Below are 16,944 nucleotides of genomic sequence, written 5' to 3'. Positions count from 1 at the left end.
AAAGAATCATTATGATAGACAAAGTTGTCAATACTATTTCACAGGAACCAGAAATGTTTGGACATCCAAAAGGATTATTTTACCTGTTTTTTGCTGAATTATGGGAACGTTTTAGTTTCTATGGAATGCGTGCATTGCTTACGCTGTATATGGTTCAAGAAATATTCAAAGCCATTGTAGAGAGAGACACAGCAACCGCTGTTGTATATGCTTCTTATGGTTCTTTGGTGTATGCTTCCACAGTAATTGGTGGACAAATTTCTGACAAAATATTAGGCATGAGAGCTTCCATTTTTTTGGGAGGTGTTTTAATGGCATTAGGACATTTTGTGTTGGCAATTCAAAATGACATTGCTTTCTTTTTAGCATTGGCTTTTATCGTTGTTGGTAATGGATTTTTCAAACCGAATATTTCCACATTTGTTGGTTCCTTGTATAAAGAAGGAGACGTCAGAAAAGAATCAGGTTTTACAATTTTCTACATGGGAATTAATATTGGAGGTTTCGTAGCACCATTATTGTGTGGCTGGTTAGCAGCTGAATACGGATGGCATTATGGATTTGGATTAGCAGGATTTGGAATGTTAACTGGGTTATTTTTCTTTTGGAGTGGTATCAAAAAGAATGTTTTTGGAGACAGAGGAATGCCTTTAGATAGAGCAGTCTATGAAAAGAAAATCATGGGAATTCCACAAAAAACATTGATTCCAATCATCGCTTTTCTTTGTGCACCTGGAATTGCTTATTTATTAGCATCTTGGCAACAAAATTATGTTAGTGGTATTTTTAAATTCATTGGTTTTGCGGTGTTGGCTTACATTATTTATATTATGATAAAACTGGATAGTGATGCAAGAAAAAAACTAACAATGGCCGTTTTAATCACTTTTTTCATGACACTTTTTTGGGGTTTTCATGAACTTTCAGGAAGTGTAATTACCTTATTTGCAGCAAGAAATGTTGCTTTGGATGGTATCATGTCTGCTAGTCAAACAAATGCTTTGAACTCGATGTTTATCATCATTTTGGCGATTCCAATTTCTTTGCTATGGGGTTTTTTAGCGAAAAAAGGAATGAATCCAAGAACTCCCTATAAATTTGGTTTTGGATTAGTGTTAGCAGGAGTTTGTTTTTATATTCTATCCATAAGTGGTGCAAGTGCAGATGAAAATGGCATGGTTCCTTTTGCTTATTTATTGATTATGTATTTTATTATTTCCATTGGAGAATTATTTATGTCACCCATTGGACTGTCTAAAATTACAGATTTATCACCCAAAAATATAGTGGCATTTATGATGGGAGTTTGGTTTTTATCATCCGCATTTGCGTTTCAAATTGTAGGATTTATTGGTGAACAATTGGCCGTAGAAAGTACAGATACCAATGTTGGTGGTTTAGAAACATTGACAATTTACACAGATGGTTTTCACTTAATTGCTATGTACGCTTTGGGTGCAGGGGCCATAGTTTTATTGATGTCACCAGTGATGAAAAAATTACTAGGAAACGTACACTAATAATTACTTTTTCACCCATAAAAACCTCATAAAATCAATATTATGAGGTTTTTTTATACTTGTTGATGTGAATTATGACTTGTTTAACAAGTTGAATTCTCATTCTATTTAGATTTTATTTGTAATTTTGGCGCAAGTTTTCGACCATAGAAATATGAAAAAATATAGCGTATTATTAGCATTCTTTTTCGTAAGTTTTTCTCATTTTTCTCAGGAAAAAGTGAATTGGCTTTCGTTTGAAAAAGCTATTGAATTGAACAAAACCAATCCAAAACCCATTTTGATTGATGTATATGCAGATTGGTGTGGCTATTGCAAAAAAATGGACAAAGAAACCTATGAAAATAGTGTGATTGCAACATATATCAATAAGCATTTTTACGCCATCAAATTGGATGGAGAAGGCAAAGAAGACATCAAGTATAAAGGGCATACTTTCAAATACCAACAACAAGGAAGAACTGAATATCACGAACTTGCAGTGGCTTTTTTAGAAGGAAAACTTTCCTATCCAACCACCATCTTTTTGACTAAAAAAGAAGAGTTATTGCAGAAAATTCCTGGCTATTTGACTAAAGAGCGTTTTGAAAAAATATTAGCATTCTTCAAAACGGAAGCTTATAATGGCACAACTTGGGAAGATTTTGAAAAGAATTTTAAAAGTGCTTTAAATCCTTAGTTACTTTTTTATGAAAGCGCCTTTTTCGCCAGTATAATGAAAGGGTATTTGCAGCTGCAATGCCTTTTTTTTCCAACGTATAATATAGGTTTTATAATTACTTCCATCAGCGATAATTTGAATGGGTTGCAACGTTTTAATCATTCTTTCGAGATTGATTTTTGGAGAATTTTGCAATAAAACAATGGGGTTTTTCAAATTTTGAAGTTGATAAATGCCTAAAGAATCAATCAGTAAAATGGGTTGTTTTTTATGAAAGTATATATTTGATTGCTGTTTTACAAAAGAAGCTTTCACATTTTCTCCAATTTTATAAGAATTTACAATTGAATTCAAAGCTTGGATACTGTCCACAGTATGCACAAATGTTACCTTATTTTCATCTCTAAAACCAACAATCGTTTGTTTGGTTTTATGAAAAACAATCCATTCGCTCTTTTGGTTTCTTTGTGATTTTTCAATCAAAATAACACTTTGAAAAACAATGCAACTTGTTAAAAAATAGAGGACTCGTTTACTTGTAAAATGCAACAAAAGACGAGCACCAAAAAAGATGATTCCATAACTAGCCAATAACAACCCAAATGACATTGAAATATCTTTCCATAAAAAGTCTTCTTGATGGGAAATCCAACTGACAAAACGATTCATTACTGAAATGACTCCACCATAAAAATCGGTTAAAAAAATGGGTGCTATTTGGAAAGAAGCTAGCAATATAACCAAAATACCCGTCATTAAAATAAACCCTAAAAAAGGAATAATGACCATATTTGATAGAAAAAACAACCCAGGAAATTGATGAAAATAATACAAACTTAAGGGCAAAACACCTATTTGAGCAGCTAGTGAAACTGTAATTAATTGCCAGAAAAAATCAATGATTTTTGATTTAAACTGAACAAAATGATACACTTTTTGTTGGATGGTGATAATTCCTAAAACCGCCAAATAACTCAATTGGAAACCAAGATCAAACAAGAAAAGTGGCTTATAAATCAACAGGAAAAACATTGAAGAAAACAGTGAAAAAAGGATGATTTTTTTACTCCCAAACTGCTGTCCAATTGCCAAAAACGAAAACATAGTAACTGCTCTCACTACAGATGCTGACAATCCTGCAATGAAAGCAAACACCCACAAAATAAGAACAATCAATATGGTTTGTGCTGTTTTCCCGTTTTTAAAATAGCTCAAAAAACTAAAAAGTTTCAACAACAACATCATGATAATCCCTACATGCAATCCCGAAACTGCTAAAATATGAATGGCTCCTGCATTGGAATAATCTGTCAATAATTCTCTAGAAATTTCCTTTCTTTCGCCTAATAATAAAGCGTTTATCACTGCTAGTTCATTGGGTTGAAAATTATATTTTCCGATGGAAAACTGAACAAATTCTCGAAATTCTTCAGACCAACCTTTCAAGGTTCTTGAACCAAATCCAATACTCAAAAAATCAGCTTTTCCAACAAAGAGTTGCTGACGAATTCCTTGGTTTTTTAGGTATTTTTTATAATCAAATTGATGCGGGTTTAAGGGCGAATTTAGTTCACTAAAGTCAGTTTTTACAACAATCAATTCGTCCACTTTTAAGGGTGTTGAAAAACTGTCTTTTTCTATATTTAATAAGGCAATTCCTCTTGTTTTTTGATGCTCAACTTGTATGATCTTTACTTGATATTTGTGATGAAAACTACTCGATTTCAATACTTTATCAACTTTTAAAACCGCCTTTGAACTTTCCATTGATTTCTTATAGAAATAATTGAGATAATTGGCATCATCTTGCACAAAAACTGTTGAAATTCCGACAAAGAAAAAATATACAAAGGCTAAAAATGTGCGTATTTTTTTTGGCTGTAAAAGCCATAAAATCAGTAAAAAAAGGCCGTGAACTATGAACAATACATAGAAACTAAATCGCCAAATTTCTAAAAACAGTTGTGTGTAAATCCCTAAAATTAGGAACACCAAAAAGTGGAAGGGTAAAAAACGAAGTAACTTTCTCATAGCGAAGGAAAGTTACTAATTTTTTTCAAATAAAAATTAAAATAATGTGACTGCTTTTATAAAAGTTCTTTGCCAATATTCTTCCGAAAATGAGGAAATAATAACTCCTCTTTGCGTAGAAGAATGAATAAATTGTATTTTACCATTTTTGACTGTTGTGACCAAACCAACATGGTCTATCACTTTCTTTCTATTTCTGGCGGCAAAAAATACCAAATCACCTTTTTTTACCTCTGCTAAAGGAATTTCTTTTCCTTCTTTTGCCATGTCTCTAGAACTTCTTGGCAAAATGATGTTTGCTTCTTTGAAAGAGGTGCTCACCAATCCTGAACAATCCATTCCTTTGGCAGTTGTTCCTCCATATCTATATTTCACACCTTCATGTTTCAGCGCAAAATCTACAACATTATTGATTTTTACAATTGATTTTGAATTGGTAGAATATGCGTCTTTTGTTGATGAACAAGCACCAAAAACAAGGGAAATTACCATCAAAAAAAAGAAACTTTTATGAATCATGATGTTGTTTTTAAATCATTTACGATACTAATCGCTGTTTTTTTTGAAGCTCCTTTTCCTCCTAATTTTGCCTCCAAGTCATAGTAGTCCAAAAATAGTTTTTTTCTTTGATTTGGGGCTAAAATTTTTGAAAGTTCTGTTTTTAAACACTCTTTTGTGAAATCATTTTGAATTAATTCGGTGACAACTTCCTTATCCATAATCAAATTAACCAAAGAAATAAATTTCAATGTGATGATTCTTTTGGCAATTTGATACGAAATAAATCCGCCTTTGTAACAAACTACTTGTGGCACTTTTAACAAAGCAGTTTCTAAAGTAGCAGTGCCTGAAGCTACCAATGCAGCATGAGAAACACTCAATAAATCGTAAGTTTTATTGTTAATAAATGCTACCTTTTTATTGCCTATAATTTGATTATAAAACTCAAAATCTTGACTTGGTGCTCCTGCAATGACAAATTGATAATCGCTAAAATCATCAATAATTGACAACATCACATCCAACATTTTTGTAATTTCTTGTTTCCTACTTCCAGGTAAAATGGCAATAATTGGACGTTCGTCAAGATTGTACTGATTGCGAAATTCCCAAATATCCACTTGAACTCTATCACCAATGGCATCAATCAAAGGATGTCCTACAAAGGTAACTTCGTAGTCAAATTTTTGGTAAAACTCTTTTTCAAAAGGCAAAATGACAAACATCTTGTCAATATCTCTTTTGATGTCATAGACTCTACCTGATCTGCTTGCCCAAACTTGTGGAGAAATGTAATAATGAGTTCTGAAATGCTGTTGTTTTGCCCATTTTGCAATCCGCAAATTGAATCCTGAATTGTCAATAAAAACAATTACATCTGGATGAAATTGCTGAATATCTTCTTTGCAGAATTTGATAAATTGCAACACTTTGGATAGGTTTTTAATCACTTCAAAAAAACCCATAAAAGCCCTTTCTTTGTAATGACTCACCAAAGTTCCTCCTACTTGTTGCATCAAATCTCCACCCCAAAAACGAATATCCGCAGTTGTATCTTCTTCAAAAAGTGCTTTCATCAAGTTTGAACCGTGCAAATCTCCTGAAGCTTCCCCTGCAATGATGTAGTATTTCATCTAAAAAAACTTTAGAATTAAGGTTGTAAAAGCAATCAAAATTGTGGCAAGTACAACGCCTTTTGCTCTGTTATCTTGATTTTTTTTCAGGAAAATAAAAAACACAAAAAGATTGGGAATTGCAGCTATTGACAATACTTTTCCATATAAATTTCCATCTGCAATCATCTGTAAGGTTTCATCAAAAGAATATCTTGAGAAATATTCAATATATATAAATATGCCCCCAAAAGTGGCGAAAAATGCTACTAAAATCCCTATCAATATGTCTTTTTTTACAGTTCCCAAGAGTTGAGTTTTTGAATCATGTGATGCGCTGTCAAATCAAATTGCACAGGAACCACTGAAATATAATTGTTTTCCAAGGCATACACATCTGTATCTTGGCCCTTGTCTTTATTGACAAATTCACCAGAAAGCCAGTAATATTCTTTGCCAAAAGGACTCTTTCGCTTGTCAAAAGTTTCTTTCCAAAAACCCATAGCTTGTCTGCAAATTTTAATGCCTTTCAACTCCTCTTTTTTTACACTCGGAATATTTACATTGAGCACAATTCCCTCAGGCAATCCATTCAATAACGTATTTAGGGTAATTTTTTTTACAAAATCTTCACAAGCTCTAAAATCAGCATGCCATTTAAAATCCAATAACGAAAAACCAATAGCAGGAATCCCTTCAATACCAGCCTCAATAGCAGCACTCATAGTACCCGAATAAATAACATTGATAGAAGAATTCGACCCATGATTGATGCCAGAAACGCACAAATCAGGTTTTTTATTTAAGATTTCACTGACTGCCATTTTCACGCAATCTGCAGGTGTACCTGAACAAGTGTATTCTAATTGAGGACCTTCATCAATGGTTATAGGGTTGCAAGTCAATACATTATCAACTGTAATAGCATGACCCATACCACTTTGAGGACTATCAGGAGCAACTACTACAACATCACCAATTTTGTTCATTATCTTAATCAATGCTCTGATGCCAGGTGCTGTGATACCATCATCATTGGTAACTAAAATTAAGGGTTTTTCTTGCATAATTTAGGTTTTGACCACAAATGTAAATTATTTTGAACAAATTTCTTTTTAACATTTTGTAAAGAGTAAAGCTATTTAAAATTATATAATATTGTATTGTAAGCAATCAATAATCTATGAACCTAGCTAAAAACCAATTTATCTATATTTTTTTCACTTTAATTTCGGCGGTTATTGTTGCTCAAAATCAAAATGAGGCTCCTTGTTCAGGAGAAAAATATGAGCAATTTGATTTTTGGGAAGGGAACTGGAAAGTATACGACAAGGAAGGTGATTTAGTGGGCACTAACAAGGTTGTTAAATTACAAGATGATTGTGTTTTACAAGAAAATTGGGCATCAAAACTAAGTTCAAACACAGGAACAAGTTACAATTTTTATAACACTGCTAATGGTACTTGGAATCAAATTTGGATTGATAATAGCGGATTTACCATGAACTTAAAAGGGCATTTCAGAGATGGCAAAATGGTGTTAAAAAGTGAACTCATCCATGCAAAACCCAGAAGTTTCGCAAATCAAATTACTTGGAAAAAGAATAAAGACAATACTGTTACCCAAATATGGACAACTGTTGATGAAAACGGTAAGATATTGTATGAAATTTTTTACGGAATTTATAAAAAACAATAAAATAAATAATAAATGGTATTATTTTAGTGCTTTCAAACAAAGAAAAAATAAAAAAACTAATAAGCAGATTTATGAAGTCGAATTTTAAAATGAGTTTTACCCTACTTTCATTCCTATTCTTACTCAATAGTTCAGGAATCAATGCCAATGAAAAGGTTGTTAAAAGTGAAGACCCTGAAAAGGATAAAGTCTTGATTTTTGTATTGAAAAATATTTTAACTAGAGGTCATTACGTGGTGAAAGACTTGAACGATTCTTTCTCAGAACACGTTTTCAATACGTTTATCGAAGGTTTAGACCCTAGCAAACGCTATTTTACGCAAGAGGATATTAAAGAATTTTCAAGATATAAATATCAGATAGACAATCAGTTACTAAAAGATGACTTGAGCTTTTACAACTTAGTGTACAGTTGTTTTTTAGAAAGAATCAAAAAAGCAAAAAGTTATTATGGAGGAATTTTAGACAAACCTTTTGATTATTCAAAAGAGGAAACTATTGATTTGGATTACGAAAAAATTCCATTCGCAAAAAACCACAATGAACTGATTGATTATTGGAGAAAACAGCTAAAACTACAAACTTTAGATAAAATTCAAGAGCAAACTGCCTTAGAACAAGACAAACAAAAAAAGGACAAAAACCACAAAGTAAAATCATTTGAAACTCTTGAAAAAGAAGCAAGAACAGAAGTCCTAAAAAGTATGGACGAATTATACATTCGAATTGAAGAACTAGAACATGAAGATTGGTTTTCTACGTATTTGAATTCGATTGTGAGTGGTTTTGATCCTCATACAACATACATGCAACCCAATGTAAAAGAGGTTTTTGACCAAAATATCTCTGGAAAAGTAGAAGGAATTGGAGCCCGTTTGCAAAAAAAAGGGATCTATACCCAAATCTTTGAGTTGGTTTCTGGAGGTCCAGCATGGAAACAAGGCGATTTAGAAGAAGGTGATATTATTCTGAAAGTTGCCCAAGGAAATAAAGAACCTTTGGATATTGTTGGGATGCGTTTGGACGATGCCATCAAATTTATCAAAGGCCCAAAAGGAACAGAAGTTCGATTGACCGTTAAGAAAAAAATTGATGGATCCATTCAGGAAATTGCAATTATCAGAGACGTGGTTGAGTTGGGTGAGACTTTTGTAAAATCGAGTATTGTGATGAAAAACAATAAGAAATATGCCATTATCGATTTGCCAAGTTTCTACATTGATTTTTCGGATGACAATTTCAGAGACTCTGCCAAAGACATGGAAAAAGAAATTGAGCGATTAAAATCAGAAGGTGTAGAAGGCTTGATCATCGATTTGAGAAATAACGGAGGTGGTTCCTTAAAAACTGCCATTGAAATTTCAGGATTGTTTATTGATGAAGGCCCTATTGTACAAGTGCAATATCGTGGTGAAAATCCCTTAATCAAAAAAGATACTGACCCAAAAACGCAGTGGGACAAAGCTGTAGTGGTATTGGTCAATGAATTTTCAGCTTCGGCTTCTGAAATTTTTGCAGCAGCCATGCAAGATTATAAAAGAGCCGTCATTCTTGGAGGGAACCAAACCTATGGAAAAGGCACTGTACAGAATATTTTGCCCATCAATCAGTTTTATCCAAAGTATGAAAAAGACTTGGGATTTTTGAAAATGACAATTCAAAAGTTTTACAGAATTAATGGAGGTTCTACGCAAAAAGAAGGTGTCTATTCGGATATAGCCATGCCCACAAGATTGAGTTATTTAAAAAATGGAGAGCGTGATTTGGTAGGTGCTTTGAGTTGGGATAAAGTAGCTCAAGCTGATTATAAACCAACAAATTCTTATGCGAATTTTGGTGATGTTGTCTATAACAGCAAACAACGCATTGCTTCGAATGAAAAATTCATTGCCATCAATGAATATGCTAAATGGCTGAAAGACAATCAAGAAAACTCTTCATTTTCATTGAACTACGAGCAATTTATGAAAGAAACAAAAGCGAAAGAAGCAGAATCTAAAAAGTTTTCAAAAGTATTTGATTTCAAGGCCGATGTTACTTTTACTTCTCCAAAATACGAATTGGCACTGGTAAAAGAAGATAAAGATTTAGAATCAAAAAGAGCCGCTTGGCACAAAAATTTAATGAAAGATTTGTATGTTTCTGAAGCATTGAATGTGTTGAGTGAACTAAAACTTAGCAAAAAAACAACAATTGTAAAAAACTAAATTTTTATTTATAAACCCTTTAACCTGGTGTTTTACATCAGGTTTTTTTATTTTTTAAATGATGAATTTCCAAGTAACATTTGCCACCAAATGGGCAGATTTTGACCCTAACCAACACATGCGCCACACAGCCTATAATGATTATGCTGCTGAAGTGAGAGTGCGTTTTTTTGCTAAAAACAATTTCACTATCGCCGATTTCAGCAGATTGGGATTGGGTCCAATCTTATTTACTGAAGAAACTTCGTTCCGAAAAGAAGTGCTGATGGGCGAAAATATCACCGTAAACATGAAATTAGCAGGTGTATCTAAAAATTATGAACGCTGGAAAATAGTTCACGAAGTTTTTAATGAAGCAGGCAAACTTGCTGCGGTCATCAAAGTGTATGGTGCTTGGATAGACATGAAACAACGAAAACTAGCCATTCCTCCTAAAGAAATTGAAGGTTTATTTGTAAATGCCGAAAAGACAGAAGATTTTGAAGAGATTTTGGTGAGGTAACATAATGCACCTGAAGTTTTTATGTAAGTGTTAGTTCGGCATTGAAATCACTTTTAAACTATAGTATGTATGTAAAAATACATACGTATGTAAATAAAACGCAATAGGATATTTTTTTTTCTCTCAATTTTACCTACCAAAAAAGGCTGTACTCACTTAAAAAATGATCTTTACACAATAAAAACATCTCTAAAAAACAGCTAAAAAAAGAAAATTATTCGCAAAATACGCTCATTTTTACCTCAAAAAGTACCCTAAAAAGGCATGAAATGAAAGTGTTTTAAGGGTATTTAGGACACTAAAAGAGGGCTTTTTTTTTACAATGTACCCTCCAAAAATACTTTTAAACGAATTGTGCCAAAATAGAAAGCAGTTCTTTTTTTAAAGGATTTTTCTTGTATTTGATTTTGGGATGAGAAATGTGTTGGATTTATTTGTATTTTGTGGCGCTATATGAGGGTTTATGCATCTTTAGGAAAAGTTATATAAAGTTTCGTATTTGAAAAAGTTAGCAAATATTAAAAATCAAAAATACAAAGAATGACTAGAGATGAACATCTAAAATACTGCAAAATTTGCCTAAATAGGGAATTGGATTTGAAAAAAGGATTAGTTTGTAACCTAACAAATGAAATTGCTGATTTTAAAGAAACCTGTGTAAATTTTAAGGAAGACCCAGTCAAGAAAATGGAATTAGAATCTATACCTTCTATTCAGGAAGTTGATAGTAATGAGAAATTAAATAATGGTTCACAATGGTTTCTTTGGATTTTTGGTTTATCTGCAATTAATACATTAATATTATACTTTGGCGGACAAGTTTCATTTATTTTTGGACTAGGTGTTACCCAACTTTTTGAGGGAATTTATATTAGTATGTTGGGTGGGTTTAATTTATTAGGAGTAATAATAAGTATCTTAATTTCTGGAGTTTTTGCAGTTATTTGGCATTTTTCTAAAAAATTGAGTAAAACTGCATTTGTTATTGGAATGGTACTTTACGGAATTGACGCTCTTATTTTATTAATATTTCAAGATTGGTTGAGTTTTGGAGTCCATTTATATGCATTGTTCATGATTTTCAAAGGATTTCAAAGTATTGATGAATTAAAAAAAGAGTAGGTTTTTGCTAAAAAAGTATATTATTAATTTCTTTTAAACCACTTTCTCTGAATTTCAATTGCTAATGAGCATGGATATTTTTTTTCGATTTGTATCTGTTAAATTAGGAGATTAAATCAAATCAATTACTTAATATAAAACCTTAATCTTAAAGTAAAAACACAAATGAACGATCCAGAAAATAAAAAAATCAATAAAACTGAAGCTATTAAACTTTACTCGTCAAGAGCTATAGCTGGAGCTACATTTTTAGGAGGACCACTCGCAGCAGGATATATGATTGGAGAAAACTTCAAAGCCATAAAAAAACCTATTGAAAGAAGAAACTCATTGATTATAGGGGTTTTTTCAACGATTATACTCTTTACAGTAATATTTATGGTTGAAGAAAATATAATCGAAAAAATTCCTAGCCAACTAATTCCATTAATATATACTGGAATCATTTTGGTAATTGTTGAATGGAAACAAGGAAAAATTCTTAAATCACATGAAGAGAGTGGAAATCCATTCTTTTCGGGTTGGAAAGCTGCGGGAATTGGATTTATTTCGCTTTTAATAATTTGTATTGGAATATTAGGATATGTTTTTTTTGGAACAAACAATGAAGTAGATATTAAATATGATGCTGAATTATCTGTGTTTCAAAAAAACGAAGATGAAACATTGGTTTTCTATGACCATATAAATACCGAAACAAATTATTCATTAATCAAAGAACTAGAAAGTAAAACGATTCCTAAATGGAAAGAAAATATTGAAATTATCAATAAAATAAATAAATTTCAAGACTTACCTATTGAATTAATTCAACAAAATGAAATACTCTTAAAATACTCGAAATTAAGACTTGAAGCTTTTGAATTGTTTAAAAAAGCAATCGAAGAAGATACTGATATATATTCAATTCAATTAGAAAGAATACATAAAGAGATTGATGAACAACTTGCAAAATTAAATTAAAAAAGGACAGCATTTAAATAAGTTCCGTTTTAATCACTCCTTTACCAAAGCAAAAAATTTAAGAGTATTAAGAAGTTTCTTAAGAATTATCTTACCATTGACAAAATGAAAATACCTTTCAATTAGGATTGTTTTGCTTACCCTGTTTCTTCCTAAATTTTCAGTTACTATCGGAATTATATTGGATTTATTTTTTTGTTTAGGGGATTAAATTTGGGGTATATTTTTTAATCAATAGAAATCAATCAAGGTTATAAACCAGTTAACTTTCCAATGGAAAAATGAAAAAAAACAACCTAATTATTCGCAATCAAATACTTTGGAACAGCTCTTGTTCATTGACTTGACAGAAAAAGAATTCGAGTTTTTGAATAAAGAAACTTTTTATAGGAAACAAACAAAACCAAAAAAGCACCTCTACAGAGATGCTTTTTTCACTTTGTACGAGCGGAGAGACTCGAACTCTCACACCTCACGGCACTAGATCCTAAGTCTAGCGTGTCTACCAATTCCACCACGCTCGCATTTTTTCGGTTTCTATGATTCTAAATCGGGATGCAAATATAAACAAACATCACAAACTACAAAGCAGTTCCGTATTATTTTTCTATTTTTGAATTGAAAAATAATGAACTTATGAATACCATTTCAACATACATAGAAACCCATAAAAACAGGTTTATAGCGGAATTAATAAACCTCCTAAAAATTCCTTCTATCAGTGCTGATTCTGCCTATCAAAAAGATATTTTAGCAACCGCCGATTTCGTTTTAGAGAGTTTGAAAAAAGCGGGATGTGATCATGTGGAGCTTTGTGAAACACCCGGAAATCCAATCGTTTATGGCGAAAAAATAATCGATAAAAACCTACCTACAGTGTTGGTGTACGGTCATTATGATGTGCAACCTGCTGACCCTATTGATTTGTGGGATTCTCCGCCATTTGAACCTGTCATCAAAACAACAGCGATTCATCCTGAAGGTGCTATTTTTGCCAGAGGTGCTTGTGATGATAAAGGGCAAATGTATATGCACATCAAAGCGTTTGAATATCTAATTGCCGAAGGAAAATTGCCTTGTAATGTAAAATTTATGATTGAAGGCGAAGAGGAAGTGGGTTCAAAAAATTTGTCTTGGTTTGTGCCTAGAAACAGAGAGAAATTAGCCAATGATGTGATTTTGATTTCTGATACAGGAATGATTGCCAATGATATTCCGTCCATCACCACTGGTTTGCGTGGTTTGAGCTATGTAGAAGTGGAAGTGACAGGACCCAATAGAGATTTACATTCAGGTTTGTATGGAGGTGCTGTGGCAAATCCCATCAATATTTTAACGAAAATGATTGCTTCTTTGCATGATGAACACAATCGCATTACCATTCCTGGTTTTTATGATGACGTTGAGGAACTTTCTGTAACGGAAAGAGCTGCCATGGCAAAAGCACCATTTTCATTAGAAAATTATAAAAAAGCGTTGGATATTGAAGCTGTTTATGGGGAAGAAGGCTATACAACCAATGAACGAAATTCCATCAGACCTACGCTAGATGTCAATGGAATTTGGGGAGGTTATACTGGTGAAGGTGCAAAAACAGTGATTGCCAGCAAAGCATTTGCAAAAATATCCATGCGTTTGGTACCCAATCAAGATTGGGAGAAAATCACGGAATTGTTCAAAAATCATTTTGAGAGCATTGCTCCAGCATCTGTAAAAGTGGTGGTAAAACCGCATCATGGTGGACAAGGATATGTGACTCCTATTGACACAATTGAATATAAAGCTGCTAGCAAAGCCTATGAGGCGAGTTTTGGCAAAAAACCGATTCCACAAAGAAGTGGAGGCAGCATTCCTATTGTGGCATTGTTTGAACAAGAACTGAAAAGCAAAACTATTTTGATGGGTTTTGGACTAGATTCTGATGCCATTCACTCCCCTAACGAACATTTTGGGATTTGGAATTATCTAAAAGGCATTGAAACGATTCCTTATTTTTATAAGTATTTTACAGAGTTATCTCAAAAATAAATCAATAAAAAGGGTTAATTCTATGAAAATTAAAGCTTAAAAATAATTTGATTTGGTTCAAGAAATAATATTAAATTTGTGGCAATTAAAAATAACGGAGGATGAAATTTTTAAAATCATTATTATTAGGCGGTTTGTTCGTCTTTATATCAAACAATACAACAGCGCAAGATTACAATAAATGGTCTATTGATTTAGGTGCAGGAATTCATACTATTGGGGTGCCATTATCGCCAGGTTACAATGCAAGTCCTTTAGGACAAGGAAATGTAGGTGTACGTTATATGCTCAATAATAAATTTGGGTTGCGCTTTGACATTGGTTTTAGCAAATTCAATGAATCAAAAGGAACACCTGCTTTTGATGCCAATTATTACAGAGCTTCTATGGAAGGAGTTGTGAATATTGGAAATGTATTGAACTTCAATTCTTGGTCTAAAAGAATCAATTTATTATTGCATGCTGGAGGTGGTTTTTCTAGTTTGAATACCCTGAGCCCAACCATCAACGGTGGTGATGGCATGGTAAACTTGCTAGTAGGATTGACGCCACAATTTAAGATTTCTGACAAAATTTCGGTGTTTGCTGATTTTTCTTCCATCATTCATTTTGCTCAAGAAAATAGTATTGACGGTGGTCCAAATCCAACATCTAGAGAAACAAACGTAAGTATGTTTAACACGTCTATTGGTGTGAATATCGCTTTAGGAAAAAGAAAACAACATGCAGATTTTACTACAGAAGAGATTTCTGATAAAAATATTGCTGCAGAATTGGACGCTCTTAAAAAACGATTGGACAGTGCAGAAGTTGAAATCGATAAATTGAAAAACAAAGAAGTTGTTGTAACAAATGAGTTGATTATCACAGAGTTGGATAACAGATATGTGAAAAAAGGAGAGAAAATATCTCAAGATGGTAATATTGTGTATTCTAACGTTGAGTTCATAAAAGAGTTGTTAAATAATGGATATGCAAATGTATTTTTTGATGTAAATAAAACTAGCATTCAAGAAGGTTCATTGAACTCTGTAAACTACATCAAACAATTCATGTTAGATAATCCTAATATAAAAGCTACCATTATTGGTTATGCTGATGAAACTGGTTCTGATGCCCGCAATCAAAAGCTTTCTACAGACAGAGCAAAAAGTGTGTTTGACATGCTAGTTGCTGCAGGAGTTGATTCTTCAAAATTGACTTACGCTGGTGGAGGTGTTGATGCAAGTGTTGGCAAAGAAGCGAGACCTTTAGCAAGAAGAGTGATTTTTAAACTTGATTAATATATTTGATTCAAAACAATTTAAAAAACCACTGAAAAATTGATTTCAGTGGTTTTTTTTATATGTTCAATTAATCCAAATTGATATACCAAGTAGTGCGAAACCACAAATTATTACTCGTATTATTTTCTATAAATTCTGAAACTCGGTAATCAAAACCCACTTCAATTCGGTCATTTTTTGAAGCTCTAAAACCCAAATAAGGGATAAAGCGAACTTCTAAATTATTCTCGAAATTATACAAATACTCATTCCCTACTTTCAGGTAAAATTCTTTTACATCAACTCTTTCCCCATTTAAGGGTTTCTCTACACTTATTTGATAGCGAGTTCTAAAAGTCGTCTGCTTTTTTGATTGATAAAATTGCTCAAAAGCTATTCTATGTCCCAATTTTAAAGAAGAAAACTGACTAATGAAATTGAAATGTTGAAACGTTCTATAAATGGTTTCTTGGTCTCTAAAACGAATAATAGTCCCAAAATTAAAGGATTGATTGAGGCCTGCTTTCAGAGAAATTATAGAAGAAACATCAATCAAATTATGACTAAATTGAAATTCGTCTTCATATAAAATAGTTCTAGATTCCAAACTATTCACCCATTTGGTTTTGTCAGAAAGCTTCTTAGATAAAATCACTTTAGGCAGAAAACCAAGCTCAAAATTTGATTGACTGAAAGCAGCAAAACTCACAAAACTCACGAATAAGAATGAGTGGAAATATTTCATTAAAATTCTAAATTAAATGAATTAATAGAAGAAAATGGCAACTCTTTTTGGATATTGAAATCAGCGTCTAACAATACTTCATACATCAAATATTTGTCTGATTTATTTCCTTTGATGACGATTTCATAGTTTGTGTTTTCAGGTTGACTTTTTTGATGAAAAATAGCCTGAAATAGTTCGTTCTCATCACCTAAAAACTGAATTTGAATTTTCTTAATCTTGAATTTTTGAAAACTTTTTGAAAGCGAACTTTCAATACTCTCTTTGTTGTTTTTTGGTAATTTCGAATATTTTACAGTTTTTTCAACATCTAAAATAGTTCCTTTTTCATCGAATTCAATACTGTATTTATTTCCTTTATATGTTAATTTTGCTTCAAAAGATTTGCCATCATTACTTTCTTCTGCATACCATTTTATTTTGGTATTGAAATTCCATTTTTCAATCAATTGAAAGGCTTTTTTGGGAACTTCATGAGATTCAATTCGATATTCTTTCTCAAACTTTTCTTGAGAAAAAATTGGAGAAATACCCCAAAAAAGTATAGAAAAAATAAACAATGAAGTTTTAAAACCATTCATATCAAAT

The 16,944-nt window shown here is 32.2% G+C and carries 16 protein-coding genes and 1 tRNA gene; 9 read left to right on the top strand and 8 right to left on the bottom strand.

All coding sequences use genetic code 11. From position 1 onward, the window contains the following. Positions 1–11: 11 nt before the first annotated feature. On the top strand, positions 12–1,520 hold the full coding sequence (locus IU405_RS10335; RefSeq protein ID WP_197438532.1) for a peptide MFS transporter: 1,509 nt from the start codon (positions 12–14) through the stop codon (positions 1,518–1,520). Positions 1,521–1,674: 154 nt separating this feature from the next. Continuing rightward, complete coding sequence (locus IU405_RS10330; RefSeq protein WP_197438531.1) at positions 1,675–2,199, top strand: thioredoxin family protein; 525 nt, start codon at positions 1,675–1,677, stop codon at positions 2,197–2,199. On the opposite strand, the gene IU405_RS10325 is transcribed toward IU405_RS10330, so the two are convergent. Genes IU405_RS10325 through surE form a run of 5 tightly spaced genes read right to left on the bottom strand, consistent with a single transcriptional unit; the run spans position 2,200 to position 6,892 of the window. Continuing rightward, a complete protein-coding gene (locus tag IU405_RS10325) occupies positions 2,200–4,212 on the bottom strand; it encodes a ComEC/Rec2 family competence protein (protein ID WP_197438530.1) in 2,013 nt (670 codons plus the stop codon). It lies immediately after the preceding gene. Between the two features lie 36 nt (positions 4,213–4,248). Beyond that, positions 4,249–4,731, bottom strand: a complete 483-nt coding sequence (locus IU405_RS10320; protein ID WP_197438529.1) for a C40 family peptidase — start codon at positions 4,729–4,731, stop codon at positions 4,249–4,251. Beyond that, complete coding sequence (lpxB, locus tag IU405_RS10315; protein WP_197438528.1) at positions 4,728–5,846, bottom strand: lipid-A-disaccharide synthase; 1,119 nt, start codon at positions 5,844–5,846, stop codon at positions 4,728–4,730. The genes IU405_RS10320 and lpxB overlap by 4 nt, the downstream gene beginning before the upstream one ends. Beyond that, the gene (locus tag IU405_RS10310) at positions 5,847–6,134 is read right to left on the bottom strand and encodes a hypothetical protein (RefSeq protein ID WP_197438527.1); all 288 of its coding nucleotides are present in this window, start codon (positions 6,132–6,134) and stop codon (positions 5,847–5,849) included. Continuing rightward, positions 6,122–6,892: a 5'/3'-nucleotidase SurE gene (gene surE, locus IU405_RS10305; RefSeq protein WP_197438526.1), complete on the bottom strand. Its 771-nt coding sequence runs from the start codon at positions 6,890–6,892 to the stop codon at positions 6,122–6,124. Before surE ends, IU405_RS10310 begins: the two co-directional genes overlap by 13 nt. Before the next feature lie 116 nt (positions 6,893–7,008). Between surE and IU405_RS10300 the strand changes: the two genes are divergently transcribed. The 5 genes from IU405_RS10300 (at position 7,009) to IU405_RS10280 (ending at position 12,318) form a co-directional block, all read left to right on the top strand. Beyond that, the gene (locus IU405_RS10300) at positions 7,009–7,524 is read left to right on the top strand and encodes a hypothetical protein (protein ID WP_197438525.1); all 516 of its coding nucleotides are present in this window, start codon (positions 7,009–7,011) and stop codon (positions 7,522–7,524) included. Positions 7,525–7,613: 89 nt separating this feature from the next. Then, the gene (locus IU405_RS10295) at positions 7,614–9,731 is read left to right on the top strand and encodes a carboxy terminal-processing peptidase (protein ID WP_231749671.1); all 2,118 of its coding nucleotides are present in this window, start codon (positions 7,614–7,616) and stop codon (positions 9,729–9,731) included. Between the two features lie 61 nt (positions 9,732–9,792). Continuing rightward, positions 9,793–10,233, top strand: a complete 441-nt coding sequence (locus IU405_RS10290) for an acyl-CoA thioesterase (RefSeq protein ID WP_197438523.1) — start codon at positions 9,793–9,795, stop codon at positions 10,231–10,233. A gap of 540 nt (positions 10,234–10,773) precedes the next feature. Beyond that, positions 10,774–11,355, top strand: a complete 582-nt coding sequence (locus tag IU405_RS10285; RefSeq protein WP_197438522.1) for a hypothetical protein — start codon at positions 10,774–10,776, stop codon at positions 11,353–11,355. Between the two features lie 165 nt (positions 11,356–11,520). Next, on the top strand, positions 11,521–12,318 hold the full coding sequence (locus IU405_RS10280) for a hypothetical protein (protein WP_197438521.1): 798 nt from the start codon (positions 11,521–11,523) through the stop codon (positions 12,316–12,318). 442 nt (positions 12,319–12,760) lie between these two features. Here the strand turns inward: IU405_RS10280 and IU405_RS10275 are convergent. Further along, a tRNA-Leu gene (locus IU405_RS10275) sits at positions 12,761–12,842 on the bottom strand. A 112-nt stretch (positions 12,843–12,954) separates the two neighbouring features. Between IU405_RS10275 and IU405_RS10270 the strand changes: the two genes are divergently transcribed. Beyond that, positions 12,955–14,346 carry a dipeptidase gene (locus IU405_RS10270; RefSeq protein ID WP_197438520.1) on the top strand — a complete coding sequence of 464 codons (1,392 nt, stop codon included), beginning with the start codon at positions 12,955–12,957 and terminating at the stop codon, positions 14,344–14,346. Between the two features lie 101 nt (positions 14,347–14,447). Beyond that, on the top strand, positions 14,448–15,629 hold the full coding sequence (locus IU405_RS10265; RefSeq protein WP_197438519.1) for an OmpA family protein: 1,182 nt from the start codon (positions 14,448–14,450) through the stop codon (positions 15,627–15,629). Positions 15,630–15,699: 70 nt separating this feature from the next. On the opposite strand, the gene IU405_RS10260 is transcribed toward IU405_RS10265, so the two are convergent. Together IU405_RS10260 and IU405_RS10255 are read right to left on the bottom strand one after the other, a co-directional pair. Beyond that, positions 15,700–16,356, bottom strand: a complete 657-nt coding sequence (locus IU405_RS10260; protein WP_197438518.1) for a DUF2490 domain-containing protein — start codon at positions 16,354–16,356, stop codon at positions 15,700–15,702. Then, positions 16,356–16,937, bottom strand: coding sequence for a hypothetical protein (locus IU405_RS10255; RefSeq protein ID WP_197438517.1), 582 nt, complete (start codon positions 16,935–16,937; stop codon positions 16,356–16,358). Before IU405_RS10255 ends, IU405_RS10260 begins: the two co-directional genes overlap by 1 nt. Between the last annotated feature and the right edge of the window lie 7 nt (positions 16,938–16,944).

The organism is Polaribacter sp. BAL334, from assembly GCF_015767435.1.
Taxonomy (GTDB): Bacteria; Bacteroidota; Bacteroidia; order Flavobacteriales; family Flavobacteriaceae; genus Polaribacter.
The sequence above is the reverse complement of the archived record's forward strand: the minus strand, read 5'-3'. Positions and strand labels throughout refer to the sequence as shown.